Here is a 24,811-nt window from a genome sequence, read left to right as displayed (position 1 = left end):
CCACATGAACAACGACAGCGCCAAGGACGTCGCTGCAGCTGAGTCCGCTGCAACCATCGACACCGGCATCTCCAAGAAGGGCCTCAGCGCAGGCTCCGTCGGCCTCGTCGGGGCCGTCGTCATCGGCATCTCCTGCATTGCCCCCGCGTACACGCTGACGGCCGCCCTCGGCCCGACCGTGTCCGAGGTGGGCGTGCAGGTGCCCGCCGTCATCCTCGTCGGATTCATCCCCATGCTGCTGGTGGCCCTCGGCTACCGCGAGCTGAACCGGCGGATGCCGGACTCGGGAACCTCCTTCACGTGGGCGACGCGGGCCTTCGGCCCGTGGATCGGCTGGATGGCCGGCTGGGGGCTCATCGCGGCCACCATCCTCGTGCTCTCCAACCTGGCCGGCATCGCGGTGGACTTCCTGTTCCTGCTGATCTCGCAGATCGCCGGCAACCCGGACATCGCGTCGCTGGCGACGAACCCGTTCATCAACGTGGTGACCTGTCTGCTGTTCATGCTCGGGGCGACCTGGATCTCCTACCGCGACATGCAGACCACGCAGAAGCTGCAGTACTGGCTGGTCGGCTTCCAGGTGCTGGTGCTCCTGATCTTCTCCGGCGCGGCGCTCTGGCAGGTCGCCAACGGCAACGCCTTCGACGCGACGCCGATCGAGGCGTCCTGGTTCAATCCCTTCGCCGTCAGCTCCTTCTCGGCGTTCGCGGCCGGCATCTCGCTGTCGATCTTCATCTTCTGGGGCTGGGATGTCACCCTCACCATGAACGAGGAGACCCGCGGCTCCGAGAAGACGCCCGGCCGGGCCGCCACCATCACGGTGTTCCTGATCGTGATCCTGTACCTGCTCATCGCGGTGTCGCTGATCGCCTTCGCCGGCGTCAGCGATGGGGAGTTCGGCCTTGGCAACCCCGAGATCCAGGACAACGTGTTCTTCCACCTCGCCGGCCCGATCCTCGGACCACTCGCGGTGCTGGTCTCCCTCGCCGTGCTCACCAGCTCGGCGTCGAGCCTGCAGTCCACGTTCGTCTCGCCCGCCCGCACCCTGCTGGCGATGGGGCACTACGGCGCGCTGTCGCCGAAGTTCGCCAAGGTGAGCCCGCGCTTCTTCACCCCCGGCTACGCCACGATCGTCTCCGCGGTCGTCGCGAGCGTGTTCTACGCGGTGATGCGCTTCATCAGCGAGAACGTGCTCTGGGACACCATCACCGCCCTCGGCATGATGATCTGCTTCTACTACGGCATAACCGCCTTCGCCTGCGTCTGGTACTTCCGGAAGCAGTGGACCAACAGCGTGAGGGAGTTCTTCTTCACCCTGCTGGCCCCGCTCGTCGGCGGCATCATCCTGGCGGTGATCTTCGTGGCGACCCTCATCGACAGCATGGACCCGGACTACGGATCGGGCTCGAACGTCGGCGGCGTCGGCCTGGTGTTCATCCTCGGCATGGTCGTGCTGGTCGGTGGCGCCATCATCATGATCATCGAGTCGCGCAAGCGGCCGGCCTTCTTCCGCGGCGAGACGCTCTCCCGGGCGGCCGCCGACTGACGGCATCGCGTCATCCGACCGCCGCCGAGCACACGTTCGGGAGGCGTTCGGGGGATCGGGAGGCTGGAACCTGCGGGTTCTGGCCTCCCGATCTGCCTTCTGCCTCCCGAGCGGATGCCGGCCCCCACTGCGGTGCCTGCCAGTTGGGTTGCCTAGACTGGTGTCGTGTCTGTGAACCCCGAACTGCAGGGCCGGATCTTCCCGCCCACCGCGCCCTATCTGGTCGGACGTGAGAAGGTGCGCGAGTTCGCTCGCGCCGTCTTCGCGACGAACCCGATCAACCTCGACCCCGACGCCGCTCGCGCGGCCGGCCACGCCGACGTTGTCGCCCCGCCGACCTTCGCCGTCGTCGTGCAGGAGCTCACGCTCGCCCAGTTGCTTTCCGAGCCGGATGCCGGCATCGACTTCAGCCGCGTAGTCCACGGCGACCAGCGCTTCAGCTACTCCCGCCCGATCGTGGCCGGCGACGAGCTGATCGCGACGCTCACCGTTGCGAGCGTCAAGACGCTCGGCCCGCACGCCATGGTGACGGCCGAGTCACAGATCACGGATGCCGCTGGCGAGCACGTCGTCACGGCGATCTCGACCCTCGTGGTCAGGGGGGACGAGTAATGCCCGCGAACAACCAGCCCGCGTTTGCAGATCTGAGCGTCGGGGACGTCATCGCCGAGCGCAGCTTCGCCCTGAGCCGCGATTCGCTCGTGCGCTATGCCGGTGCCTCAGGCGACTTCAACCCGATCCACTACCGCGACGACGTTGCGGCATCCGTTGGTCTGTCAGGGGTGCTCGCCCACGGCATGCTCACCATGGGCCTGGCCGTGCAGCCCGTCGTCGACTGGGCAGGCGACCCGGCGCGCGTCGTCGACTACCAGGTCAAGTTCACTCGCCCCGTCCCGGTCGACCCGGCCGCCGGTGCCGAGGTCGGCGTGCTCGCCAAGGTCGGCGCGCTGGAGCCGGAGAGCTCCGTTGCACGCATCGATCTCACCGTCACCTTCGACGGTGCGACCGTGCTCGGCAAAGCCCAGGTGCGGGTCGACCTCGCCACCGTCGCCGGCTGAGAGCGTTCGATGACTGATTCCGCTGCGGGTTCACCCCTGGCACTGGCAGAACTCACCACGATGCGGGTCGGTGGCGTGCCTGCGCGCATGGTCACGGCCTCGACACAGCGCGACCTCGTCGACGCGGCGCTCGCGGTCTGGGCCGACGGCGACGAGTGGCTCGTTCTGGCCGGCGGTTCCAACACCGTCGCCAGCGACGAGCCGTTCGAGGGCACGGTGCTGCGGATCGCCACCCGCGGCATCGAGGTGCTGCCGACGGATGCCGCGGCGCCTGGCCGCGTGCGCGTGCGCGTGCAGGCAGGCGAGCCGTGGGACGAGCTCGTCGCCTACACGGTCGGCCGTGGCTGGTCGGGCATCGAGGCGCTCTCCGGCATTCCCGGCTCGACCGGCGCCGCACCCGTTCAGAACATCGGCGCATACGGTCAGGAGCTCTCCTCCAGCCTCGTCGCCATCGACTTCCTCGACCACATCACCGGCGAGGTGAGCCGGCTGAGCGCGGCTGAGCTCGAGCTCGGCTACCGCACCTCGGTGCTCAAGCAGGGCCGCCAGGGCATCGTGCTCACCGTCGAACTCGAGCTGCACGACACCGCGGGCGAGCAGGCCATGCTGGGCGGGGCGCTCGGCCAGCCGGTCGCGTACGCCCAGCTCGCCGGAGCGCTCGGCGTGCAACTCGGCGACCGGGTCCCGGTGCAGGCGATGCGCGACGCCGTGCTCGTGCTGCGGGCGTCCAAGGGCATGGTGCTGAACCCGGAGGACCCGGACACCGCCAGCGCCGGATCCTTCTTCACCAACCCGATCGTGCGCGAGAACTTCGCCCGTGGGCTCCCCGCCGACGCCCCACAGTGGCCGGTGACCCCGGAAGCAGCTGACGTCGTGGTGCCGCTCGGGCACCTCGCCTCCGGCACGCCGCTCGACGCTTTCCTCACGCACCAGGAGGAGCTCGCGGCCTCGACGGTCGACGCCGGAGCCGCCGCGTCGAACGAGACGCTCGTCAAGCTCTCCGCCGCCTGGCTGATCGAGAACGCCGGCATCCGGCGCGGTTTCCGTCTCCCGGGCTCGCGCGCCGCCATCTCGAGCAAGCACACGCTGGCGATCACGAACACGGGTGGAGCACGTGCAGAGGAGATCGCGCAGCTGGCCCGCTACGTGCAGGGCCGCGTCCAGGCCGAGTTCGGCGTGATTCTGCACCCGGAGCCTGTGCTCGTCGGCATCGAGCTGTAATGGGTGCGCCCGTCGTGTGCTCGCCGGTCGAGGGTGCGGAGAAGGCCCCGTCCACTGGGGGAGCGGGGCCTTCTCTGAGTAGTCGGCGTGTGGCTGGCGCTACGGGATCACGCGAGCTGCTGTGTGGCTGCCGAGCGGCGCTGCTGGGCGGTACGCAACGAAAGCATCGCCCACGTGATGGTCGATGCGGCGAGTACGAACAGGGCTACGCCAACGAGTTGAACGATCATGAGAGTTATCCTTTCTGGTCTCAGATGCACAAACGAGCCGCCCGTACGGAATGCATACGGACGACGAGCAGTGACGAGTCGGTCCCGTCACATTCTGAAACAACGGTCGCATATGCGACACTTAAACCATGCTACAGCATCAAGCGTCGGAATTGCGATGATTGAGTTTGACGTGGAGCGTGTCGAGCGCGATCTCGGCCTGGTTGTGCGGGAACTCCGCATCAAGCGCGACTACTCCCAGCGCGAGCTGGCCGACCGCGCGGGGGTGGGTCTCACGGCCCTCCGCAGCCTCGAGAAGGGGCACGGATCCACGCTCACGACGCTGAGCAAGATCGTGCACGCCCTCGGTCGTGACAGCTGGCTCGCCATGCTCGACGACGCGACCGCGCAGCCGAAACCGCTGAAGAAAAAGAAGAAGAAGCGCCCGGATGTAGGCCAGGCCGATGCCTCCGGTCAGGCCGACGCGGTCGGTGAGAAGCGCCGCAGGGTGGCCAAGCGCGCCAAGTCGGCCAAGGCCGAGGAGAAGGCCGGCAAGGCGGAGGACAAGCCAGCCAAGGTCGATAAGGGCGCCTAGCCCTGGCCGGGGGTAGCGCCGCAACCGTAAACGCAGTTGTCGCCCTCAACCAGGCGGTGTGAGGGCGACAACGTGTTCTCGACGCGCGGTGCGCCTAGGCGGAGGCGCGGCGGGCCGCGAGCGCACGCTGCGCACGGCGCAGCAGCCCGACCAGCCCGAACAGCAGCACGATGACGCCGATGGCCAGCGCGCCGTAGAGCGCCAGCGTCGTCGGCTCGAGGCTCGTGACCCAGTCGATGAGCTCGATCCGGTGCTGCGGGGAGAGCACAACGTAGAGCGCGCCGCTGGCGAGTGCGGCGAACACCAGTCCCCACACGATGGCCGCCCAGCGCGTGCGCGGGCCAACGCTGCCCACCTTTGGCGGGGTGTCGGCACCGCTGTTCGCACCGTCGAGCGGAACGGTCAGCCACGCATCGTCGGCCACGGGTGCAGCGACATCCTCTGCCGCAGGAGGTGGGGTCGTCGCGGCGATTTCGGGCGCGATTGGAGAGTTGTCGGGTGTGCTCATTAGTTGGAACCTGCTTCCACGTGCTGCCAGATGAAGATGTCGCCGTTCGAGAGCGACGCATCAAGAATGAGATCAGCTGGGGCACCGGGGCCGATCGTGCCGAGCTCCAAGCGGTTCGTACCGGACACCTGTGCGTGGATCACTTCGGGCGGAATGTTCACCCCGTCTCCCGTGCTCGACACGGTGATGGTGTGGCCGGCGCTGAGCGATGTGGTCAGTGAGAGTGAGCTGTCTTCATCCATTCGGATGTAGATGTCACCGTTGGCCTTTGTCACGGAGAGAACGTTCGGATCGATACCCAGATCGTTGCCGTCATGCACCCAAATGGTGAGGTCTCCCCAGGGTTGGGTCACGGTCCGGTTTCCGTAGCCATTGTCGATCATCTGCCCGGGCCACAGAAACTCACTGTTTCGTGGCAGGGTCGCCGAGACGAGCCCGATGAGGAGCAGCGTCATGGTGACGGCGGCGATGAAGCCACTGCGGCGGCGCGCGATGCCGGCGATGATCATGGCGAAGGATGCCACGAGCGCAGCCACCAGCACACCGATGGTCGCGGCATAGTCGGCATTCTCCGGGGTGCCCATGGCGGCGATGGCGCTGCCGGCGCCGGCGACGAGGGCCGCTCCCAGGGTGAAGAACACGGCGGCCGCGCTGGTGCGGGGGCGTTCGAGCTTGCGCAGCCGGCGGTGCTCCGCTGCCTGCACGGCGAAGGCCTGCGAACGAGCCTTGTTCTCTGCGGCCCACTGCGAGCGGGCCGCCCTGTCGGCATCGGCCTGCGCGCGGTTGAAGCGTTCGCGTTCGATCCGCCACGCCTCATGCTGCAGCTTCCACGCGGCGAGCTCGTCCACCGATGCACCAGCGCCGGGCGGGACGGGCTCATACTCGGCGGTCGGCAGCGGGCCGGCCGGCGCGGTGGCGGATGCGGCAGAGACCGCCGCAGCCGACTCGGCCGCGGCGCCTGCCGCAGCGCCCGCCGCGGCGTCGCCCATGGTGGTAGCGGCGGCATCGGAGTCCCCCGACCGGATGCCGCCGCCGTCTGTGGCCGGGGCGGTGCTGTACCCGGCGAGGGTGGTCGGCGCCGGTGCACCCCCACCCCGGGAGTTCGCGTTGCTGCGCCGTACGAGCCACACCACGAAGACGGTGATGGCTGCGAGCGCGGCGATGTTGAAGATGGTGGCGATCACCGAGGAGCCAGACCAGCCCCAGAACCAGCCGCCTGTGGTCCAGAAGTTGCCGGCGAGCACCGACTGCGCCGCCGCGTTCAGCGGCGTCATCAGGCCGAGCAGGACGAAGATCGCGATGCCGGCCAGCGCCGGCTGCGGGTCGCCATTCAGCAGGCGCTGCAGGTGGATGCGCCCATCGCTGTCCGGCAGCAGCAGCCAGGCGATCCCGTAGAAGAGCAGCACGGGTGCCGCGAAGATCGCGAGGACCACGAGGATCCCGCGCACGATGATCGGGTCGATGCCGATCCGTGCGGCGATGCCGGAGGCCACGCCACCGATCCAGCCGGGCTGGCGCTGCACGCCGAGGCTGCGCAGCCAGGCGAAGAAGCCGTGCGGTGCGCCGCCGTGCTGGTCGCGGTCGGAGCTGGAGGAGTATGCCGGGAAGTCGGGCGCGGCTGGGCCGCCGTCCGTGGTGTCGCTGGCAGCGCCGGCGGCGGTGCCAGCTGCGGCATCCGCGTCGAGGTCGGCGGGGAGATCGTGTTTCATAGTTCGATCGTGGCCCCTGCCGGCATCCGCCCGCTATGGGGTGAATCCCTGAACGCACCCTGAGATCGGCCGGGGGAGCCTCCGCCCGTCGGCGAATTCTGTTTGGATGCTTCTATGTCACCGAACGCGCAGGCCGCCACCGTGCCCCGCGCACCCCGGCCCCGGCTCAGCCGCCCGCGCTCCTGCCTGGCGACCGGAGTCTCGGCCGGGTTGGCCCGCCACCTCGGCTGGCCGGTGGGCGTCGTGCGTGCCGCGTTCATCGGTCTTTCGCTGCTCTCGGGCATGGGGATCCTGCTCTACCTCTGGCTCTGGGCCTTCCTGCCGTTCGACCCGGCGACGGGCGATGCCGAGGCAGACACGGTGACGCGGCGGGCCCCCGTCGCGTGGGGACTCGTCGCGGGGTCAGCCGTCGCCGCCGGCGCCGCGATCGTCTTCGCGCCGTACGACTACTACGACGCCTGGTCCGTCGACCGGGTGCTCGCACCGATCCTCGCGGCGATCGTGCTCGCCGTGTCCGCGAGCTTCTGGGCGACCTTCGTCGACCGCACCGACCCGGAGCGGGGGCAACGTACCGAACGCCTCGTGCGCGCCGCCGCGACCATCGTGCTCGGTGTGCTCGTCATCGCCGTCTTCCTTGGGCCCCTCGCCGCCTGGCGAAGCCTGTACGTGCTGCTCGTCGGCGTCGCGCTGCTGCTCGGCATCGCCCTCGTCTTCGCGCCGGTGCTGCTCCGACTCTGGCGCGAGCTCGGCGCCGAGCGCACCCGCCGCATCCGCGAGGAGCAGCGCAGCGAGATCGCCGCCCACCTGCACGACTCGGTGCTGCAGACGCTGGCGCTCATCCAGAACCGGGCCGGGGCCTCGAGCGAGGTCGCCCGCATCGCCAGGGCCCAGGAGCGGGAGCTCCGCAGCTGGCTGTTCGAGGCCGACACCCCGGCCGACAGCGACCTGGCCACCGACCTGCGCGACTGGGCCGCCGCCCTCGAACTCGACTACCCGGTGCGCGTCGACATCGTCACCGTCGGCGAATCCGGTGAGCGCGCAAGCGGCGAGATCGCCGCAGCGGCCAGAGAGGCCATGCTGAACGCGGCCAGGCACGCCGGCGGCGAGGTATCGGTGTACATCGAGGGCACCGCGGATGCCGTCGAGGTCTACGTGCGCGATCGCGGGCCGGGCTTCACGGTCGCGGATGTCGCCGCCGATCGGCTCGGCGTGCGCGAGTCGATCATCGGGCGCATGCGCCGGGCAGGGGGCAGCGCCACCGTGCGCCCTGGTGCAGGCGGTTCCGGCACCGAGGTGCGGTTGCGCTCCGCCGCGCGCACGGCCGCTCGCGGGCAGAATGGTGTGAGCGCGGATGCCGCCGAGGTCCGCGTCCCCGACACGCAGAACCCGCAGCACCAGAACCCGCGGCACCAGAATCCGCAGCACCAGCATCAGAACCCTCGGAAGTGAGACAGGCAAGCCGATGACCCCCAGCAGTGATGCGCCGCCCGTGCGCGTCGTGATCGTCGACGACCACTCGATCTTCCGCTCGGGCCTCAAGGCCGATCTGGATGCGTCCATCGAGGTCGTCGGTGAGGCGCACGACGTGGATTCGGCTGTCCAGGTCGTGACGGCCACCGCGCCGGACGTCGTGCTGATCGACGTGCACCTGCCCGGTGGCCCGGCCGCCGGGATCGCGGGCGCCGCGGCATCCGGAACGCACGGCGATGCGACACCCAGCGGTGGTGCAGAGGTGATCCGCCTGGCCGCCCCGCACGTTCCCGGTACCCGTTTTCTCGCGCTCAGCGTCTCGGACTCGGCCGAGGACGTGGTCGGGGTGATCCGGGCAGGCGCCCGCGGCTACATCACCAAGGGCAGTTCCGGCATCGATGTGAGTCGGGCCGTGCACGCCGTCGCCGGCGGGGACGCGGTCTTCTCGCCGCGCCTGGCCGGCTTCGTGCTCGACGCGTTCGGCGTCGTCTCCGGCGAGGTGGCGGCGACCGACGAGGAACTCGACCGACTCTCGGTGCGCGAACAGGAGGTGATGCGGCTGATCGCCCGCGGCTACGCGTACAAAGAGGTCGCCAGCGACCTCTTCATCTCGCCGAAGACCGTCGAGACGCACGTCTCGGCCGTGCTGCGCAAGCTCCAGCTCTCCAGCAGGCACGAGCTCACCGCCTGGGCGACGGCCCGCAAGCTCCTCTAGCCGGCCCACGCTCCGGAAATTCCACTGAGAGCGGTCACATGGCCGTTTTGGGGGCCAAGAAGTGGCCATATGGCCGCTCTCAACGGACGGCGGGTTAGAGCAGGCCGAGCTCCATGGCGCGCGTCACGGCGCGGGTGCGGTCGCTGACCTCGAGCTTCTCGAAGACGTGCTGCAGGTGCGTCTTCACGGTGGCCTCACCGATGAACAGCGCGGCGGCGATGCGCGGGTTGCTCTGCCCGGCCGCGACCAGGCGCAGCACCTCGAGCTCACGGGGCGAGAGAGCCACCGTCGCGGATGCCGCGGCGCCGGTGCCCGCGGCATCCGCCCGCACGCGCTGCACGAGCTTGGCCGCGATCGACGGCGCGAGCACCGTCTCGCCGGTGGCGACGGCGCGCACGCCGGCGAGGATCTCCTCCTGCGGGGCGGCCTTGAGCAGGTAACCGCCGGCACCGGCCTCGATCGCGCCGAGGATGAGCTCGTCGCTCTCGTAGGTGGTGAGGATGAGCACGCGGGTGCCGGACTGCGCGTCCACGATCTGCGCGGTCGCGGCGACCCCGTCGAGCACCGGCATCCGCAGGTCCATCAGCACGAGCTCCGGTGCGAGCTCGGCGACCAGCCGCACGGCCTCTGCGCCGTCGCGGGCCTCGCCGACGACCTCGATGTCGCTCGCACCACGCAGCAGCCCGACGATGCCGCTGCGCACGATCGGGTGGTCATCGGCCACCACGACCCGGATCACGCCTGCACCCCGTTCGCCGCGTCGATCGAGGGCTCGGGGGCCGCGGGCTCGGAAGCCAGCGGCACGGTCACGGTGAGTCGGCTGCCGCGGGGCAGCGCGGCCTCCAGCCGCGCCGAACCGCCGACGAGGGCGAGCCGGTCGGCCATGCCGGCGAGGCCGAAGCCCGCGCTTGCCGCGGCGGTGCCGCTCTGCGCACTCGCCGCCCTGCCTGGTCCGACACCGTCGTCGCTGATCACGAGGATGACCGCGTTCTCGCCCCGGTTGATCTGCACGGATGCCGCCGTCGCCCGTGCGTGCTTGCGCACATTCGCGAGCCCCTCCTGTGCGCACCGCAGCAGGACGACCTCGAGCTCGGCACGCAGCGGCGGCGCCGGGGCAGCGAGTGCCGCCAGGTCGCTCAGCACAACCACGCCGGTCTCCCGCTGGAACCGCTCGGCGAGACGCCCAAGGGCCTCGGCGAGCGTCGACTCGACGCGCACGGGCGCGATGGCCGCCACGAGCCCGCGCGCCTCGGTGAGCGCGTCCCGGGCCATCGACTCGATCAGCTCGACGTCGGCGGTTGCCTGCACGAGGTGCTCGGAGGCGTCGCCAGCGGCATCCGCCGCCCGCTCGAGATCGCCGTGCGCCCGCTGCGCAACCATGACGAGGCCGGTGAGGCTCTGCGCGATCGTGTCGTGGATCTCCCGCGCCAGGCGCGCCCGCTCGCTGTCGACGCCGGCCTCCCGGTTCGCGGCAGCGAGCTCATCCTGCACCGCCATCAGCTCGGCGAGCAGCCTGGCGCGTTCGGCTCCCGCCTTCTCGATGCTCGCAATCCACGAACCGAACGCCAGGCTGAACGCCACAGAGAGCACGCCGACGGCGATGCCACTCGGCAGGCCCTCCACGCCGAAGAACAGGGTGTAGCCGATCGCGACCGGCACGATCGCCAGCAGGTTCAGCAGCACGGCCTGGCGCGTGTTGCAGGAGATGACCCAGAGCGTCGGGAAGACGATGACCTGCATGAAGGAGTACGTCGGGTCCAGGCCGATTCCAACGGCGAGCGAGACGAGCAGCACGCCGGCGTAGAGCAGCCCGGCCGGGGAACCCGTGCCGTCGAGTGTGCGTCGGCCCCACGCGAAGTAGGCGGCGAGCACGACGGCGATCACGCCGACGACGCCCCACTCCTCGCCGCTCACGGGCGGGTCGAGCAGCGTCATGATCGCGGCGAGCAGCACCGAGACGGCGAGCATCGCGGCATCCCACCAGCGTTGCGCCGTCATCCGTCGTGCGATCGATGGTCGTACGGTCATGCGCCTACTCTTCCACTCCTCGCGCCCACCCCGCTCGCCCGCGGCGACCCGGCGTGCTCACGCGTCGCGCCGGATCCACCGGAAGGTGAGCCGGCTGAGCACGAGGCCGACGACGAGCCAGAGCAGGAGCACGAGGGCGACGAGGCCGAGATCCCATGCGCCGCTCGGTTCGAGCGCGGCGAAGGTCTCCGGCAGGAACACCGAACGCATGCCCTGCGCCATCCACTTGAGCGGGAACAGGCTGGCGATCGTTTGCATCCAACCGGGCAGCTGGTCGAACTGCAGGTAGACGCCGGAGATGAACTGCAGGATCAGCACGATCGGGATGACGACGGCCGTCGCGCTCTTGCCGGAGCGCGGAACGGCCGAGAGCGCGATCCCGAGCAGCGCAGAGGTGATGATGCCGAGCAGGAACACCCAGGCGAAGGTGCCCCAGGCCGACGGCTCCGTCGGCAACTCGATGCCGAAGACGAGCGCGGCGACGGCCAACAGCAGTGCCGCCTGCAGCGTTCCGGTGACGAGCACCTGTCCGATCTTGCCGATGAAGTACGCGGTGGGGGAGAGCGGGGTGCCGCCGAGGCGTTTCAGCGTGCCGTCGCTCTTCTCCCCGGCGATGTCGACGGCGAGGTTCTGCACGCCGGAGAGGAGCATGCCTGCCGCGATCATGCCCGGCAGGTAGTACGCTCCGACGCTGATGCCGCCGCTGCCATCCGGTGCGGTGCCGATGTTGCCTGCCGCGCTGAACGCGGCGGTGAAGATACCGAGCATGATCACCGGGAACAGGAAGGTGAAGAACACGGCATCCGGTGTGCGGAAGTAGCTGCGCACCTCGTAGCCGATCCGGTCGATGCCGAGGCGCAGCACCCCGGGGCGGGGTGTCAGCGCCGGGCGAGCGTGGGTGTCGAGTGCCGTGCTCACGAGAGCACCTCCGTCTGGTCTGCGTCGATTGTTGTCTCGGATGCCGCCGCGGAATCGTGCGTACGCACCAACTCCAGGTACACGTCCTCCAGGCTCGGCCGGATCACCTCGAGCTCACGGGGCTCGCCGCCCTGCTGCGCCACGATGGCGGCGACGGTGGCGGCCGGGTGTTCGCTTCGCTCGGAGCGGAGCGCCCCGGATGCGTCGCGCCAGCGCACGACGGGGATCCTGGCATCCGCCCCGCCGATCTCGCCGATGGCCCCGATCTCGATGAGCCGGCCACCGGCGATCACGCCGGCCCGATCGCTGAGCTGCGCTGCCTCGTCAAGGTAGTGGGTGGTGAGCAGGATCGTGGTGCCCTCGGACTTCAACTGGCGGATCAGCGTCCAGAAGTCGCGGCGCGACTCGGGGTCGAAGCCCGTCGTCGGCTCGTCGAGGAACAGCAGCTCCGGTCGGCCGATGATGCCGAGGGCCACGTCGACGCGGCGGCGCTGACCGCCGCTGAGCTTGCTGATGCGCGTCTTCGCCTTCGCCTCCAGCCCGACGGCGGCGATCACCTCGTCGACGTCGCGCGGACGCGGGTAGAAGGCGGCGAAGTGGCGCAGCTGCTCGAGCACGGTGGCGTTGCCGGTCTCACCGGTCGACTGCAGCACGATGCCGAGCCGCGCCTTCCAGTCCAGGCCGCCACGGGCCGGGTCGGTGCCGAGCACGCTCACCTCGCCAGCCGTGCGGGTGCGGTAGCCCTCCAGGATCTCGATCGTCGTCGACTTGCCCGCGCCGTTCGGCCCGAGCAGCGCGAAGGTCTCGCCGCGGTGGATGTCGAAGCTCACGCCGTCGACGGCGCTGAGGTCGCCGTAGCGCTTCTCGAGCCCGCGCACCCGCACGACGGAGTCGGTCTCATTCGGATTTGTCATGGTTCAAGCGTGGCGCGCGAACGGATGCCGCACCAGCGGTGGACCGGCGGATTTCGGCATCCCCCGATCGGTGGATGCCAGCTTCCATGTCGGGGCTCGGCGTTCACGCAGAAGTCTCGCCTAAACTCTTCTGGCACCCATAGTCGGGTCGACCGCGTGGAAAACCAGTCGCCCGTCGCCATCGACGTTCACGCGGTTCAGCGCCGCGCCAGCATCATGGGGCACGGGCTGATCATCCAAGCATTGATCGAAGGACTCTCCATGCGCGCCCGGTTCGTTCTCCCGCCCGTCGTCGCGTCGGTGCTGCTGCTGACCGGCTGCGTCGACAACTCGATGCCCGAGATGACCGGTGCGGCCGAGCGAGTGGCGGCGGTCACGGTGAATGCAGACGCTGCCGCGCTGCTGCCGAAGGCCGTCGCAGATTCCGGTGTGCTCGCCATCGGCACCGCGCCCAACTACGCGCCCAACGAGTTCAAGGACAGTGAGGGGGAGTCGATCGGGTGGGACCTCGAGCTTGCGCGGGGGGTCGCGCGTGCCCTCGGGCTGGAGGCCGTCGTCGCTGAATCGAATTTCGACAACATCATCCCCTCCGTGCGTGGCGGCAAGTTCGACCTGGGAGCGTCGTCGTTCACCGCCACCGCCGAGCGCGAGCAGCAGCTCGACTTCGTGCACTACTACGACGCCGGCGCGCAGTGGGCCGCGCCGGTGGACAGCATCGTTGATCCCGATGATGCCTGTGGGCTGAAGGTCGCGGTCCAGGCGACCACGTTTCAGGACACGAGCGAGGTGCCCGCCAGGAGCGCGGCGTGCGTCGCCGCTGGCAAGCCGGCGATCGTGAAGATGCCGTTCGACACGCAGGGGAACGCGGTCAACGCCGTCGTGCTCGGTCAGGCCGACGCGTTCAGCGCCGATTCGCCGGTGGCGCTCTACGCGCTCTCCAAGCTGGAGGGCAGGCTGCAGCCAGCTGGTGAGGCCTTCGACGTCGCGCCCTACGGCTTCGTCGTCGCGAAAGACTCCGGGATGGCCGAAGCCGTTCAGCTGGCCCTGCAGGGCATGGTCGACGACGGCAGCTACGGTGCGATCCTCGACACCTGGGGCGTGCGCGCCGGAGGGCTCGAGCTGATCACCATCAACCCGGCCTCCCAGGGCTAACGGGGAACGACGAGCAGCACCCCGAGCGCCACCATCACCACCGCGATCGCACCGTCGAGAATGCGCCAGGCTCGCGGAGTGGCGAGCCAGCGCCCGAGGTAGCGTGCCCCGAAGCCGAGCGCCGCGAACCAGGTGATGCTGGCCACGATCGCGCCGGCGCCGAAGAGCCACCGTCCCGTGCTGCCGTGGCCGTTGGCCACCGAACCGAGCAGGAACACCGTGTCGAGGTAGACGTGGGGGTTCAACCACGTCAGGGCGAACGCGGTCGCGAGCGCCGCCCCGAGCGTGCCGGCCCGCCGTCCGTGAAGACCCGAACGCTGGGTGGATGCCGCGGCGCCGCTGCGCTCTGCCCCGCCGGCGCTCGCCGAAGCAGCGCCGGCCGAGGCTGTGCCAGCTGACGCTGCGCTCGCTGACGCTGCGCTCGCTGACGCTGCGCTCGCTGAGGCGGCGACAGCCTCCAACTCGGCCTCGTCCCTGCCGCCGGCTGTGTCGGCAAGCAGCCCGGCACCACCCGGCTTCAGTGCGCGGCGGGCGGCGAGCAGCCCGTAGCCGACCAGGAAGAGCGCACCGGCCCAGCGGGCCACGGGCAGCAGCCACGGCAGCTGCTCGAGCAGGGCACCGATCCCGCTGATGCCCACCACGATCAGCACGGCGTCGGACACGGCGCAGAGGATGACGACGGCCAGCACGTGCTCGCGACGGATGCCCTGGCGCAGCACGAAGACGTTCTGCGCGCCGATCGCGATGATCAGTGAGAAGCCGAGGCCGATGCCGGCGAACAGGGGAGCGAGCGAAGGAGTCACGGATCAACGGTAGATCGCCACCGTGGATCAATCCAGCTCATGATTCTTACGCTGCATTAGCCTGGCTTATTTTTCCCCTGGACCGGTCGTCACGTCAGCAGCGTCTCGCCGACGAATCCGGATTCCCCGCAACCGGGTGGGATGGCGAACACCGCGGAGCCGATCGGGGTCGTCCACTCGTTGAGCAGGTCCAACTCGTCGAGCCGTCGTTGGATCGGCACGAACTGCCGGCCGACGTCGGCTTGGAATGAGACGAACAACAGCCCGCTGTTCGAGATCTCGCCGGCCGTCGGGACGCCGTCGTAGTTGTAGCCGCGACGGAAGATGCGCTCGTCGGTGTTCTCGGTGCGGGCACGGCGGATGTGGGAGAACTCCGGGATCACGGGGAAGCCGATGCTCGTTGTCGCCGCGAAGTCCGGTTCGTCGTGCTCGTTCGTTCCCGTCAGCGGTGCGCCAGTTGCGAGCGTCCGTCCGACGGACTGCTCGCGCCCTCCGCGGTCGAGCCGATCCCACTTGTCGAGGTCCATCCGGATTCGGCGGATCACGAGTCCGGTGCCCCCGGCGAGCCAGCCCCGCTCATGCCACACCAGCCGGTCGAAGTCGGCCGTGCCCGGCGTCAGGTTGACGGTGCCGTCCACCTGGCCGAAGAGGTTGCGCATCGTCGTGCCGGGCTTCTCGGAACCGTGTGCGCGGCGGAACCCGGTCTGGGTCCAGCGCACGGTGGCGAAGCTGCGGGAATCCTTCAGGAGCATTCGCGCGGCGTGAGCCACCGTGAAGGCATCGTCGGCGGCGATCTGCAGCAGCAGGTCGCCGTCGTTCCACGCCGGCTCGAGCCTGTCGATCGTGAATGCGGGCAGGGGGCCGAGCCAGTCCGGGCGGGCGTCGCCCGCCCGGGAGACGAATCCCGGTCCGAATCCGAACGTGACGGTCAGACGTGCAGGCACCGTTCCGAGTTCGGGCTCGGAATCGGCCAGTGCGGCCCGCCCCTGCGTCAGCCGGGCGGCGTCATCACTGAGGATGCGCATCATGCGACGCAGAGCGTCGCGATCGACGCCCGGCTGCAGGTCCAGCGCAATGAACGTGGCATGCGCCTGCGGAGTCGTGGTGATGCCCGCCTGGTGCACGCCGAAGAACGGGACGGTCTCCTGGCCGTTCAGCGGCGCCGCGGGTTCCGGCGCATCGGCACGGGGGTTGAGCGCGAGGTCGGCACCGATCGCAGTGGCGGCGCCGAGGCCGGCGACGACCCCTCCGAGGAGGAGTCGACGCCGGCTCAGCCCGCTGCGACCAGAGCCTGCGTTCTGGTCGTCAGCCATCAGTGATCGCCGTCCATCTCCATGTCCATCTCCATGTCGTCGCCCTCGTAGCTCTCGTTCGCGCCGGAGTAGTCCTTGGCCGGTGCCGTGAAGTCAGCTGTTGAGCCGTCGGAGAAGGTGAGCGTGAAGGTGAGCTCGTCGCCCGCCTTGATCGGCTTCGCCAGGTCCATCATCATGATGTGGTTCCCGCCGGGCTCCAGGATCAGGCTCTTCCCGGCCGGGATGACGAATCCGCCGTCCTTCTCGCGCATCGTCATCTCGCCCGCCTCGTTCTCGACGGTCTCGTGCAGCTGCAGATCGCTCGACGCGGCAGAGGTCACCGCGGTGATGGTGACGTCCGCCTGGCCGGCGTTCTCGAGCTCGGCGAACGCGGCGGACATGCCGTCATCGGCGGCCTTGACCCAGGCCTCGTGGACGGAGATGGTCTCGGCGGCGGTCGCCTGCTCGTCGGATGCCGGCGTGGCGCCCGTTGCGCAGCCGGTCAGGGCGATGAGGGCAGCTGCGGCGAGGACTGCGACTCGTGAGGTGGTGCGTGCGTGCATGGTGGTGCCTTTCTGGTTGTTGTCGTTGTGTGTCTGGCTGCCGTCAGGAGGACGGCGTGCCGTGGTCGTTGGGCTGGGAGGGAGTGCCGCGCCGCTTCCAGACGGCCACGCCGGCGAGGATCAGCAGCGCGGCTGCCGCTCCTCCGACGCCGATGAGGATGGGCCGCATGGCTGACCCCGTCTCCGCGGGCTCGGCTGCCTGCGGTGTCGCGCTCGCTGCAGGAGGCGAAGTGGCCTCCGTCCCTTCCGGTTCGTCCGCCGGCTGGACGGCGTCGCCGACGGTGAACGGGATGACGCCGCTGATCGGGTGGCCGTCGGCCGAGACGACGCGCCAGCGAATCTCATAGGCGCCGTCCGGCATCTCCCCGGCCACCCTCGTCGACACGGTTGGGCCGTCGAGGACCGCGTCCCCGTCCGCCCACGAGGTGCCGTCGGCATCCACGACCAGGACGATGGCGCCGATCGTGAGGACATTGTCGGTGAACTGCAGCGACACCTCAGACGGCGCCGACTCCAGCGCCGCCCCGGCTGCCGGGTCGCTTGCCGCCAGTTGGTCGTGGGCGAAGGCGGGGGTGGCGCCGATGGTGATGCCGAGCAGGGCGAGCAGCAGGGAGGCGAGCGCGATGCCGGCACCCCGCTGGCGGGATCGTGAGGATTTCACGAGGGAATGTTCCTTTCGAGAGTGGTTCGCTGTTCTGGTGCACGCCGCGCTGGGTGGCGCGCGTCAGACGGCGGGCGCGGGAGAGCGTGCATGGGCGCGAGGGAAAGCGGCGGGTCTCGCTGCACCGCAGCACTGCTGTAGCGCACCGTGTCGCCGCGCGACGGCGCGGCAGTGTCGGGACGCAGCCCAAGGGCTGCGGCCGAACAGCGACGCGGCGACGCGGCTACGCGACGTGGCTGCACGTTGCCGCAGCGGCGCCGAGGCGCGCATCGACGATGTGCCTGGCACGCGTCGATGGAACGCGGCATCCGCAGCCAGGCGGGCACGGCGCAGCGCTCACCCGCGTTCAGGCGGAGTGGTCGCTCGCGTCGGGTCAGCCACGCTGCCGAGGCGCCGCGGAGGGTGCCGCGCAGTGACTAGCTCAAGCGGTGGCTAGCTGAAGGCGAGCGCCGGTGGCCCTCTGTGCGGGGCCGAGCTGGGGAAGACGCCGAGTGGCATCCGGGTCGTGAGGTCGACGGCGCGCAGCGTGAGGCTGAGCCGTGGCGGCGTCGCGGGACCACCGACGAGCGCCGGAACGATGCGCCGGAGGAGGAAGCAGGTGAACGCGGCGAGCCGTGCGAGAACGGCTTCGCCCGAGTACAGGGCGGCGACGGTCAGGACGCCGGCGACGAGGTGCGCTGCCCACATCTGGCTGTCTGAGTGCCCCAGCTGCGCCGGGAGCGCCGCGTCGAGCACAATCGGCATGCCGTGGCCGGCATGCCCGGACATCGAGCCCATGGCCGGGGCGGAGGTCGCCCCCATGCTGAACAGCGAGTGGAACAAGAACTGGCTGACGGCGACCGATGCGGCGAGCCGGGGGACCGACAGCCGGCGGCCGGCGAACGCGACGCAGAACGGCAGCGCGAGGATGAGCGGAACGAGCACGCCGAGCAGCCCAGGCATGGCGCCGCCACCGGAGACGTGGGAGAACAGCGCGACGAAGGTCGAGAACGAGGCGGCGGCGAGTCCCTTCAGGGTCCGCGCTGCTCGAGTCGACATCATGCCCTCATTCTTGCAGAGCTCGCCACTGACCCCGCACTAGCCTTGCCCTATGCAGCTGCAATCGGACCACCTGCGCACCCTCGCCGCCGTGCTCGACGAGGGCAGCCTGGAGTCCGCCGCCCGCGCGCTCCACGTCACGCCGTCGGCCGTCAGTCAACGCATCAAGGCCCTCGAGCAACAGCTCGGCCGGGTGCTGCTGGTGCGGTCGAAGCCCATCAGGGCCACCGAGTCCGGCGAGCTCGTCATGCGGCTGGCCCGCCAGCTCGAGCAGCTCGAACACGAGACGTTGGCGACGTTGGGCGTCGAGAGCAGCGCCATCACCCCGGTGAGCGTTCCGCTCGCCGTCAACGCCGACTCCCTCGGCACCTGGATCCTTCCGGCGCTGGCCGAACTCGGTCACGCCGAGAACGTGCGCTTCGACCTGCACCGCGAGGGCGAGGACGACACGGTCGCCCTGCTCGAGGCCGGAACCGTCGTCGCCGCGGTCACCTCTGTGGCGCGCGCCATTCCCGGCTGCGTTGTGCGGCCTCTCGGCGCGATGGAGTACCGCCCGATGGCGTCGCCGGCTTTCGTGGCGCGGTGGTTCCCGGACGGGATGACGCTCGCCGAGCTGGCCGTCGCTCCGATGGTCAACTTCGACCGCGCCGACCACATGCAGCACGGCTATCTGCGCGAGCGGGCGCTGCGCGAGCCGGCTGCAGGGTCTGGCGATGGCAGCACCGACGGGCCGCTCCGCCCGCCGAGCCACTACGTGCCGTCGACGGCCGACTTCGCCCGTGCCATCGAGCTCGGCATGGGTTGGGGGATGCTGCCGCCGCTGCAGGTGGGGGAGCGGGTGGCATCCGGTGCGCTCGTCGAGCTCGACCCTGCCGGCGGCATTGGGATCCCGCTCTACTGGCAGCAGTGGCGGCTGGCCTCTGGGCTGCTCACCCGGGTCGCGGACGCGATCGAGGCGGCCGCCCGCGACGCGCTGACGCAGGGGCCGTCCGCGCGCTGAAAGGACAAAGCGAGGTTGCAAGGACGAGATCTCGAGACCTGTCCTTGCAACCTCGCTGATTCCTTGTGCGGATGCCGCGAGCTCTTGGAGACTACGAGGCGAAGAGGCGCTGCAGGCGCTGCACGCCCTCGAGCAGCGGTGCATCGCCGAGCGCGTAGCTGAGGCGCACGAAACCGCTCGGGCCGAACGCCTCACCGGGAACGACCGCGACCTCGGCCTGGTCCAGGATCAGATCGGCGAGCTCGAGCGAGGTGGTCGGCGTGACGCCGCCCCAGGTGCGGCCGAGCAGGCCGGTGACGTCCGGGTAGACGTAGAAGGCGCCCTCCGGCGTCGGCACGTGCAGCCCGTCGATCTTCGACAGCTCGGCGACGATCAGCTTGCGCCGGCGGTCGAAGGCCTCGCGCATGGTGGCGACGGCATCCTGAGGGCCGGTCAGCGCCTCGATGGCGGCACGCTGCGAGATGTTCGACACGTTCGAGCTGAGGTGCGACTGCAGGTTGCCCGCGCCCTTGATGGCGTCGGCCGGGCCGACCATCCAGCCGACGCGCCAGCCCGTCATCGCGTAGGTCTTGGCGACACCGTTGACGAGGATGGTGCGGTCGGCGAGCTCCGGGACGGCCTCGACGATCGACACGGCCTTGACGCCGTCGTAGGTGAGGTTCTGGTAGATCTCGTCGCTGATCACCCAGAGGTCGTTCTCCAGTGCCCACTGGCCGATCTCGCGGGTCTGCTCCGGCGAGTAGACCGCTCCGGTCGGGTTGGACGGCGAGACGAAGAGCAGCACCTTGGTGCGCGGGGTGCGGGCGGCCTCGAGCTGTTCAACGGTCACGAGGTAGTTCTGCTCGCTGCCGGCGAAGACGTCGACCTGACGCCCGCCCGCCAGCTTGATGGCCTCGGGGTACGTGGTCCAGTACGGCGTGGGTACGAGCACCTCGTCGCCGTCGTCGAGAAGGGTCTGGAAGGCCTGGTAGACGGCCTGCTTGCCACCGTTGGTCACGATCACCTGGCTGGCGTTCACGGCGAGGCCCGAGTCACGCAGCGTCTTCGCTGCGATCGCCTCACGCAGTTCCGGCAGACCGGCCGCCGGAGTGTAGCGATAGTTCTTGGGGTCGCGCACGGCGGCGAGTGCCGCCTCGACGATGTGCTCAGGGGTGGCGAAATCGGGCTCGCCGGCGGCGTAGCTGATCACCGGGCGGCCGTCGGCCTGCAGGGCCTTGGCCTTGGCGTCAACCTTGAGGGTCGCCGATTCGGCGATGGCTGCAATACGGGCTGAGATACGCGCTTTTTCGGTCACAGCCATAGCCTAAAGGGTGGGGGCAGTCCGATGACAGGGTGCGTCTCACCCGCCTCGTCCGCGCCACCGCCCGGCACGGCGTAGCGTTGAAGCATGCACCCCCGTGCTTCTGCGCCCCCGAACCCCACAGCGGGTCGGCGGGGCCCAGAGGGAACGGCATCCGTGGCGCAGAGTGCCGAGGTGCACACCCCGCGCCGCCTGCGCAGGGGGCTCGGCGTCTACCGCCTGGCCGTCGCCGTACTCGAGCTCATCGCGCTCTACGGCAACTTCAACTACGTTCTCGGCTTCTCGTCCTTCGCGACCGTCAACTTCTTCAGCTACTTCACGATCCAGTCGGCGATCCTCGCGGTCATCATGCTCACCGTCGCGGGCGTGACCGCGCTCACCCGGCCGCGTGACCCGCAGTGGCTCGGCATCGTGCGCACGGTCGTCATGTGTTACCTGCTGGTCTCCGGCATCGTCTTCGCCGTGATCGTGGCGCAGGCCTCGACCCGTGCCTACCGCGTCGACGTCCCCTGGTCAGACACGCTGTTGCACTTCGTGGTTCCCGTGCTGGCCCTGCTGGCCTGGGTCGTCGATGCGGTGATCAGCCCCCGCACCTCGCCGATGCCGTGGTCGACACTCGGCTGGGTGTTGCCGTTCCCGACGCTCTGGCTCGTGTTCACCCTGATCCGTGGGGCGGATGTCGGCTGGTACCCGTACTTCTTCCTCGACCCGGCCCAGGTCGGCGGCGCCATCGGCATCGCAATCTACTGTGTGCTCGTGCTCGGCATCTTCCTGGCCGTGACCGCGATGCTCGTCGCTGTCAGCCGCACGATCACGGCGCGGGCGTCGGCCCGCCGCCTCAGGAGGGAGCGGGGGATGGGCTCGGAGCGGGAGCGCTCGGGCCCGGAGCCGTCGGATCCGGCGCGTACGGGCGCAGGCTCTCCAACACCACGGCGCTGAACTCCGCGTCGCTGAGTGCGGCGAGCTCGGCCGCCCGCTCCGCCGCAATCGTGCCGACCAGGATCGCCTCGCCGGTGAGCGGCTGCAGATTCGTCCAGTAGGCGACCGGGCTGTCTGTGGCGATCGTGCTGAGCGCAGTGGCATCCGTCGCCCAGAACGCGTCGTCGAACTGCAGCCACACGCTGTCGACGGTGCCCATGCCGATGCCGGCGATCGCGTCGAGCTTCCACCCGGGCAGCGGCGGTTCGAACAGCGTGCTCTCCTGCTGGAGCACGCCGAGCGGGATCGTCATGAGCACGCGGGCGGCGCTCATCGACTCGCCCTGCGCCAAGCGCAGGCTCACTCCGTCGTCGCCCCAGATCACCGTGGCCACCGGGCTGCCGGTCAGGATGTCGAGTCCGTCCGCCGTGGCGTCGACGAGGCCGCCGAGGCCGTCAGGTGAACCGGTCACGATCGCCGCCTCGGCGGTGCTGTCGGCGACCAGGCGCCCGCTCAACCTCGCCGAGAGGAGCTCGGGCGCTGCGCCGGCGGCCGGCTCCACCGTGGCGGTGAGCTCGTGCGCGAGCCAGTCGGTCTCGGCGATCCCATTCTCGGCGGGCTCGGCCGAGAGTGCCGCGGCGGCCCCAGAGTCGACCAGCGCCGCCGCGAGCGAGCTGTCCTCAGGCTGTTGCACGGCCCACGCGCTCGCGCTCGTCACCGCGTTCGCGCCGGCGTCGGATGGCGGGATGACGGTGCCGTCGGCCGCGCGCACCTCCTGGCTCTTCGCGAACGGTTCCGTGCTCACGCCCGCAAGCGCCAACTGTCCGGCGAGCACGCTGGAGCTCTCGCTCACAAACAGTGAACCGAGCTCGAGCGGGATCGGCCACTTCGGGTCTGTCACGCTCTGAATGCGCCCGCCGATCCGGTCACGCGCCTCGACGACGACGACCTCGAAACCCGCTTCGCGCAGGGCCCGTGCCGCCGTCAGCCCGGCGATTCCGGCGCCGATCACCGCGATACGTTCGCCGGCTTCCGCGGCATCCGCGATCTCGAGCGCCGCGCGCAGGCCGGAGCCGAGAGCGCCGTGCACCGTGCCAGGCGCGTCGCTGGCCGTCGCCTCCCCGGCGAAGTAGAGCCGGTCGCTGAGCGAGCGGCGCAGCAGCGTGCGCTGCTCATCGCCGCTGTCGACGGCGGGGAAACTGAGTGCGCCGCGCGCGAATGGGTCGCCGCCCCAGTTCGAGCGCGCCATCCGCAGCGGCTGCGGAACGCCGCTCGGCGGGGTCGGGGTTGGCGTGCTGCTCGGCGAGGCGGTCGGCCTCGGCTGCGTCGGAAAGCACGCGGTGAGGGCCAGCAGTGTGATGCCGGATGCCGAAGCGATCAGAAAGCTGCGACGTTTCATCGGTGGGCGCCGCTGGCGCGCTCCTCTCCTGCTTGCCTGGTGCGAGCCGACTCGCCCGTAGGGCAGGGCGGGGGCGCACGCTCACAACGCTACTCCACGGGCCCCGATCCGCTCAGCTTTACAGTGCCGTCGCCGTGACCTACACTTGGTGAGGTTGTTGAATCCGCCAAGCTTTTTTGCGCCTATTTTCGTGCCGATCTCTGGTCGGTGTGATTCGGTGCGAACGGGCTTCGTGGCTGCGACCGGTAGAATGGCTGATGTGGTCGCTCGCAGGAATGCGGGTGGCGTACAGCAGGAAAGCCCTTAGGGCGGTGGCTCAATTGGTAGAGCAGCGGTCTCCAAAACCGCAGGTTGCAGGTTCGAGTCCTGTCCGCCCTGCAAGTCGGTGTTCATGCACCGGCCCACGAAAACCAGCTGGCGAAAGCTGGCTGGGAAAGGTGAGATCAGGTGGCCCGAAAAGTTATCGACGAACAACCCAGTGAGGATGTCGTCGCGAACGCCAAGAAAGACCGCGAGACCAAACGCGGGCCTTTCGCGCGGGTCAGCCTCTTCATCAAGCAGGTCATCACTGAGCTCAAGAAGGTCGTCACTCCGACCCGCAAGGAACTGCTCAGCTACACCGGTGTCGTGCTGGTGTTCGTCGTCATCATGATGGCTCTGGTGTCTGCTCTTGACTGGGTGTTCGCACTCGGTGTCACGTGGGTCTTCGGTTCACCGGCGGGATAGTTCCGATGGGCGCCTGGTGCAGTTGCGAACGCGGTTCTGCCGCATCCGCCTGAACATCGGGCAACAGCGAGCAACGCAATACACGAAGGATTGAGATTTAGTGTCTAAGACTGAGTACGAAGACGCCGACTGGGCGACGGCTGCCGAGCAGTCCGCCGAGGAAGACGAGGCACAGGAGGGCAACACGCTCGCCGAGGCCGAGGAGTCTGTCGAGTCTGCTGAGCACCTCGCCGTTCACGTTGTCGACGACGGCGACGTCGTCGTCGACCTCGATGCCGCTCTCGATGCCCTCGCCGAGTCGATCGACCCCGAGGCCGACGCCATCGTGGATGACGCACTCGACATCGACTCCGCCGACGAGGCCGAGGCCGCCGTGGAAGCCGTCGAAGACGAAGAGGCCGAGGCCGACCCGTACGAAGAGTTCCGTCAGGACCTGCGTTTCCTGCCCGGCAAGTGGTACGTCATTCACTCCTACGCCGGCTTCGAGCGCCGCGTGAAGCAGAACATCGAGAACCGCAAGGCGTCGATGGCCATGGAAGAGTACATCTACCAGGTCGAGGTGCCGATGGAAGATGTCGTCGAGATCAAGAACGGCCAGCGCAAGATGGTCACCCGTGTTCGCATCCCCGGCTACGTGCTGGTGCGCATGGACCTCAACGAGGACAGCTGGTCTGTCGTCCGCCACACCCCCGGTGTCACTGGCTTCGTCGGCAACGCCCACAACCCGACGCCGCTGCGCTTCGAAGAGGCGTTCGGCATGCTGAAGAGCCTCGTCGAGATCAAGGACGTTCCTGCCGCCAAGGGTGGCAAGGCCGGCGCGGTCAAGGGTGCGCAGCGCGTGCTGCAGGCCGAGGTCGACTTCGAGATCGGCGAGACGATCACCATCAAGGAAGGCTCCTTCGCGGGCCTGCCCGGATCGATCAGCGAGATCAAGCCGGAGAGCGGCAAGCTCACCGTGCTCGTGTCCCTGTTCGAGCGTGAGACCCCGGTCGAGCTCAGCTTCGACCAGGTCACCAAGCTCTAGTACCTCTGGCCTCACGGCCCCCACAAACCACCGTCGCTCGGACA

Annotated in this window: 26 protein-coding genes and 1 tRNA gene; 13 read left to right on the top strand and 14 right to left on the bottom strand. The window is 69.4% G+C overall.

What is annotated here, in order from left to right:
* The first annotated feature begins 4 nt into the window (after nt 1–4).
* The 4 genes from EV379_RS14705 (at nt 5) to EV379_RS14690 (ending at nt 3,825) form a co-directional block, all read left to right on the top strand.
* The gene (locus EV379_RS14705; protein WP_130506793.1) at nt 5–1,546 is read left to right on the top strand and encodes an APC family permease; all 1,542 of its coding nucleotides are present in this window, start codon (nt 5–7) and stop codon (nt 1,544–1,546) included.
* 165 nt (nt 1,547–1,711) lie between these two features.
* Nucleotides 1,712–2,158: a MaoC family dehydratase N-terminal domain-containing protein gene (locus EV379_RS14700; RefSeq protein WP_130506792.1), complete on the top strand. Its 447-nt coding sequence runs from the start codon at nt 1,712–1,714 to the stop codon at nt 2,156–2,158.
* A complete protein-coding gene (locus EV379_RS14695) occupies nt 2,158–2,604 on the top strand; it encodes a MaoC family dehydratase (protein ID WP_130506791.1) in 447 nt (148 codons plus the stop codon). The genes EV379_RS14700 and EV379_RS14695 overlap by 1 nt, the downstream gene beginning before the upstream one ends.
* A 9-nt stretch (nt 2,605–2,613) precedes the next feature.
* Nucleotides 2,614–3,825 (top strand): UDP-N-acetylmuramate dehydrogenase, encoded by a 1,212-nt coding sequence (locus EV379_RS14690; RefSeq protein WP_130506790.1) that lies wholly within the window; start codon nt 2,614–2,616, stop codon nt 3,823–3,825.
* Between the two features lie 107 nt (nt 3,826–3,932).
* Here the strand turns inward: EV379_RS14690 and EV379_RS17545 are convergent, their stop codons facing one another.
* A complete protein-coding gene (locus EV379_RS17545) occupies nt 3,933–4,055 on the bottom strand; it encodes a hypothetical protein (protein WP_278044041.1) in 123 nt (40 codons plus the stop codon).
* Nucleotides 4,056–4,212: 157 nt separating this feature from the next.
* Between EV379_RS17545 and EV379_RS14685 the strand changes: the two genes are divergently transcribed.
* Nucleotides 4,213–4,629, top strand: a complete 417-nt coding sequence (locus EV379_RS14685) for a helix-turn-helix domain-containing protein (RefSeq protein WP_165397383.1) — start codon at nt 4,213–4,215, stop codon at nt 4,627–4,629.
* 94 nt (nt 4,630–4,723) lie between these two features.
* Here the strand turns inward: EV379_RS14685 and EV379_RS17440 are convergent, their stop codons facing one another.
* Nucleotides 4,724–5,137, bottom strand: coding sequence for a hypothetical protein (locus EV379_RS17440; protein WP_242616396.1), 414 nt, complete (start codon nt 5,135–5,137; stop codon nt 4,724–4,726).
* The gene (locus EV379_RS14675) at nt 5,137–6,846 is read right to left on the bottom strand and encodes a PspC domain-containing protein (RefSeq protein ID WP_130506788.1); all 1,710 of its coding nucleotides are present in this window, start codon (nt 6,844–6,846) and stop codon (nt 5,137–5,139) included. Before EV379_RS14675 ends, EV379_RS17440 begins: the two co-directional genes overlap by 1 nt.
* A 114-nt stretch (nt 6,847–6,960) precedes the next feature.
* Between EV379_RS14675 and EV379_RS14670 the strand changes: the two genes are divergently transcribed.
* Both EV379_RS14670 and EV379_RS14665 read left to right on the top strand, forming a co-directional pair.
* Nucleotides 6,961–8,295 carry an ATP-binding protein gene (locus EV379_RS14670; RefSeq protein ID WP_130506787.1) on the top strand — a complete coding sequence of 445 codons (1,335 nt, stop codon included), beginning with the start codon at nt 6,961–6,963 and terminating at the stop codon, nt 8,293–8,295.
* Nucleotides 8,296–8,308: 13 nt separating this feature from the next.
* Nucleotides 8,309–9,031 carry a LuxR C-terminal-related transcriptional regulator gene (locus EV379_RS14665; RefSeq protein WP_130506786.1) on the top strand — a complete coding sequence of 241 codons (723 nt, stop codon included), beginning with the start codon at nt 8,309–8,311 and terminating at the stop codon, nt 9,029–9,031.
* Between the two features lie 94 nt (nt 9,032–9,125).
* Here the strand turns inward: EV379_RS14665 and EV379_RS14660 are convergent, their stop codons facing one another.
* The 4 genes from EV379_RS14660 to EV379_RS14645 are packed head-to-tail and all read right to left on the bottom strand — an operon-like array spanning nt 9,126 to nt 12,891.
* The gene (locus EV379_RS14660; RefSeq protein ID WP_130506785.1) at nt 9,126–9,770 is read right to left on the bottom strand and encodes a response regulator; all 645 of its coding nucleotides are present in this window, start codon (nt 9,768–9,770) and stop codon (nt 9,126–9,128) included.
* Nucleotides 9,767–11,059: a sensor histidine kinase gene (locus tag EV379_RS14655; protein ID WP_130506784.1), complete on the bottom strand. Its 1,293-nt coding sequence runs from the start codon at nt 11,057–11,059 to the stop codon at nt 9,767–9,769. Before EV379_RS14655 ends, EV379_RS14660 begins: the two co-directional genes overlap by 4 nt.
* Before the next feature lie 57 nt (nt 11,060–11,116).
* The gene (locus EV379_RS14650; RefSeq protein ID WP_130506783.1) at nt 11,117–11,977 is read right to left on the bottom strand and encodes an ABC transporter permease; all 861 of its coding nucleotides are present in this window, start codon (nt 11,975–11,977) and stop codon (nt 11,117–11,119) included.
* Nucleotides 11,974–12,891: an ABC transporter ATP-binding protein gene (locus EV379_RS14645; RefSeq protein WP_130506782.1), complete on the bottom strand. Its 918-nt coding sequence runs from the start codon at nt 12,889–12,891 to the stop codon at nt 11,974–11,976. Before EV379_RS14645 ends, EV379_RS14650 begins: the two co-directional genes overlap by 4 nt.
* A 156-nt stretch (nt 12,892–13,047) precedes the next feature.
* Here EV379_RS14645 and EV379_RS14640 point away from each other — a divergent pair, with 156 nt between their 5' ends.
* On the top strand, nt 13,048–14,043 hold the full coding sequence (locus EV379_RS14640) for an ABC transporter substrate-binding protein (RefSeq protein WP_242616395.1): 996 nt from the start codon (nt 13,048–13,050) through the stop codon (nt 14,041–14,043).
* Here EV379_RS14640 and EV379_RS14635 read toward each other — a convergent pair.
* The 5 genes from EV379_RS14635 to EV379_RS14615 all read right to left on the bottom strand — a co-directional run bounded on the left by EV379_RS14635 (nt 14,040) and on the right by EV379_RS14615 (nt 18,403).
* Nucleotides 14,040–14,846 carry a LysE/ArgO family amino acid transporter gene (locus tag EV379_RS14635; RefSeq protein WP_207226267.1) on the bottom strand — a complete coding sequence of 269 codons (807 nt, stop codon included), beginning with the start codon at nt 14,844–14,846 and terminating at the stop codon, nt 14,040–14,042. The genes EV379_RS14640 and EV379_RS14635 overlap by 4 nt on opposite strands.
* 89 nt (nt 14,847–14,935) lie before the next feature.
* Nucleotides 14,936–16,159, bottom strand: coding sequence for a Dyp-type peroxidase (locus tag EV379_RS14630; RefSeq protein ID WP_130506781.1), 1,224 nt, complete (start codon nt 16,157–16,159; stop codon nt 14,936–14,938).
* Entirely contained in the window at nt 16,159–16,701 is a 543-nt protein-coding gene (locus EV379_RS14625; protein ID WP_130506780.1) for a copper chaperone PCu(A)C, read from the bottom strand. Before EV379_RS14625 ends, EV379_RS14630 begins: the two co-directional genes overlap by 1 nt.
* Before the next feature lie 43 nt (nt 16,702–16,744).
* Nucleotides 16,745–17,362: a copper resistance CopC family protein gene (locus tag EV379_RS14620; protein WP_242616394.1), complete on the bottom strand. Its 618-nt coding sequence runs from the start codon at nt 17,360–17,362 to the stop codon at nt 16,745–16,747.
* Between the two features lie 432 nt (nt 17,363–17,794).
* Nucleotides 17,795–18,403, bottom strand: coding sequence for a hypothetical protein (locus EV379_RS14615; RefSeq protein ID WP_130506779.1), 609 nt, complete (start codon nt 18,401–18,403; stop codon nt 17,795–17,797).
* 49 nt (nt 18,404–18,452) lie between these two features.
* Between EV379_RS14615 and EV379_RS14610 the strand changes: the two genes are divergently transcribed.
* On the top strand, nt 18,453–19,400 hold the full coding sequence (locus EV379_RS14610) for a LysR family transcriptional regulator ArgP (protein WP_130506778.1): 948 nt from the start codon (nt 18,453–18,455) through the stop codon (nt 19,398–19,400).
* A gap of 91 nt (nt 19,401–19,491) precedes the next feature.
* On the opposite strand, the gene EV379_RS14605 is transcribed toward EV379_RS14610, so the two are convergent.
* The gene (locus EV379_RS14605; protein ID WP_130506777.1) at nt 19,492–20,700 is read right to left on the bottom strand and encodes a pyridoxal phosphate-dependent aminotransferase; all 1,209 of its coding nucleotides are present in this window, start codon (nt 20,698–20,700) and stop codon (nt 19,492–19,494) included.
* An 87-nt stretch (nt 20,701–20,787) separates the two neighbouring features.
* On the opposite strand from EV379_RS14605, the gene EV379_RS14600 reads away from it, so the two are divergent.
* Complete coding sequence (locus EV379_RS14600; RefSeq protein WP_130506776.1) at nt 20,788–21,639, top strand: Pr6Pr family membrane protein; 852 nt, start codon at nt 20,788–20,790, stop codon at nt 21,637–21,639.
* Here the strand turns inward: EV379_RS14600 and EV379_RS14595 are convergent.
* Entirely contained in the window at nt 21,539–23,017 is a 1,479-nt protein-coding gene (locus EV379_RS14595) for a flavin monoamine oxidase family protein (RefSeq protein WP_130506775.1), read from the bottom strand. The two genes, EV379_RS14600 and EV379_RS14595, sit on opposite strands and share 101 nt — an antisense overlap.
* A gap of 305 nt (nt 23,018–23,322) precedes the next feature.
* Here EV379_RS14595 and EV379_RS14590 point away from each other — a divergent pair.
* The 3 genes from EV379_RS14590 (at nt 23,323) to nusG (ending at nt 24,767) form a co-directional block, all read left to right on the top strand.
* Nucleotides 23,323–23,395 (top strand) — tRNA-Trp (locus EV379_RS14590).
* A gap of 69 nt (nt 23,396–23,464) precedes the next feature.
* Entirely contained in the window at nt 23,465–23,743 is a 279-nt protein-coding gene (gene secE / locus EV379_RS14585; protein ID WP_130506774.1) for a preprotein translocase subunit SecE, read from the top strand.
* Between the two features lie 100 nt (nt 23,744–23,843).
* Nucleotides 23,844–24,767 (top strand): transcription termination/antitermination protein NusG, encoded by a 924-nt coding sequence (gene nusG / locus EV379_RS14580; protein ID WP_130506773.1) that lies wholly within the window; start codon nt 23,844–23,846, stop codon nt 24,765–24,767.
* The last annotated feature ends 44 nt before the right edge of the window (nt 24,768–24,811 follow it).

This window comes from Microterricola gilva (assembly GCF_004217495.1).
In the GTDB taxonomy this organism is placed as follows: Bacteria; Actinomycetota; Actinomycetes; order Actinomycetales; family Microbacteriaceae; genus Microterricola; species Microterricola gilva.
The sequence above is the reverse complement of the archived record's forward strand: the minus strand, read 5'-3'. Positions and strand labels throughout refer to the sequence as shown.

Excerpts from the sequence above, each read along its gene's own strand:
- EV379_RS17440 (WP_242616396.1), bottom strand. The coding sequence starts at position 5,137 with ATGAGCACACCCGACAACTCTCCAATCGCGCCCGAAATCGCCGCGACG.
- EV379_RS14610 (WP_130506778.1), top strand. The coding sequence starts at position 18,453 with ATGCAGCTGCAATCGGACCACCTGCGCACCCTCGCCGCCGTGCTCGAC.
- EV379_RS14600 (WP_130506776.1), top strand. The coding sequence starts at position 20,788 with ATGCACCCCCGTGCTTCTGCGCCCCCGAACCCCACAGCGGGTCGGCGG.
- EV379_RS14655 (WP_130506784.1), bottom strand. The coding sequence starts at position 11,059 with ATGACCGTACGACCATCGATCGCACGACGGATGACGGCGCAACGCTGG.
- EV379_RS17545 (WP_278044041.1), bottom strand. The coding sequence starts at position 4,055 with ATGATCGTTCAACTCGTTGGCGTAGCCCTGTTCGTACTCGCCGCATCG.
- EV379_RS14690 (WP_130506790.1), top strand. The coding sequence starts at position 2,614 with ATGACTGATTCCGCTGCGGGTTCACCCCTGGCACTGGCAGAACTCACC.
- EV379_RS14595 (WP_130506775.1), bottom strand. The coding sequence starts at position 23,017 with ATGAAACGTCGCAGCTTTCTGATCGCTTCGGCATCCGGCATCACACTG.
- EV379_RS14645 (WP_130506782.1), bottom strand. The coding sequence starts at position 12,891 with ATGACAAATCCGAATGAGACCGACTCCGTCGTGCGGGTGCGCGGGCTC.
- EV379_RS14675 (WP_130506788.1), bottom strand. The coding sequence starts at position 6,846 with ATGAAACACGATCTCCCCGCCGACCTCGACGCGGATGCCGCAGCTGGC.
- EV379_RS14705 (WP_130506793.1), top strand. The coding sequence starts at position 5 with ATGAACAACGACAGCGCCAAGGACGTCGCTGCAGCTGAGTCCGCTGCA.
- EV379_RS14685 (WP_165397383.1), top strand. The coding sequence starts at position 4,213 with ATGATTGAGTTTGACGTGGAGCGTGTCGAGCGCGATCTCGGCCTGGTT.
- EV379_RS14630 (WP_130506781.1), bottom strand. The coding sequence starts at position 16,159 with ATGGCTGACGACCAGAACGCAGGCTCTGGTCGCAGCGGGCTGAGCCGG.
- EV379_RS14665 (WP_130506786.1), top strand. The coding sequence starts at position 8,309 with ATGACCCCCAGCAGTGATGCGCCGCCCGTGCGCGTCGTGATCGTCGAC.
- EV379_RS14605 (WP_130506777.1), bottom strand. The coding sequence starts at position 20,700 with ATGGCTGTGACCGAAAAAGCGCGTATCTCAGCCCGTATTGCAGCCATC.
- EV379_RS14615 (WP_130506779.1), bottom strand. The coding sequence starts at position 18,403 with ATGATGTCGACTCGAGCAGCGCGGACCCTGAAGGGACTCGCCGCCGCC.
- EV379_RS14670 (WP_130506787.1), top strand. The coding sequence starts at position 6,961 with ATGTCACCGAACGCGCAGGCCGCCACCGTGCCCCGCGCACCCCGGCCC.
- EV379_RS14695 (WP_130506791.1), top strand. The coding sequence starts at position 2,158 with ATGCCCGCGAACAACCAGCCCGCGTTTGCAGATCTGAGCGTCGGGGAC.
- EV379_RS14625 (WP_130506780.1), bottom strand. The coding sequence starts at position 16,701 with ATGCACGCACGCACCACCTCACGAGTCGCAGTCCTCGCCGCAGCTGCC.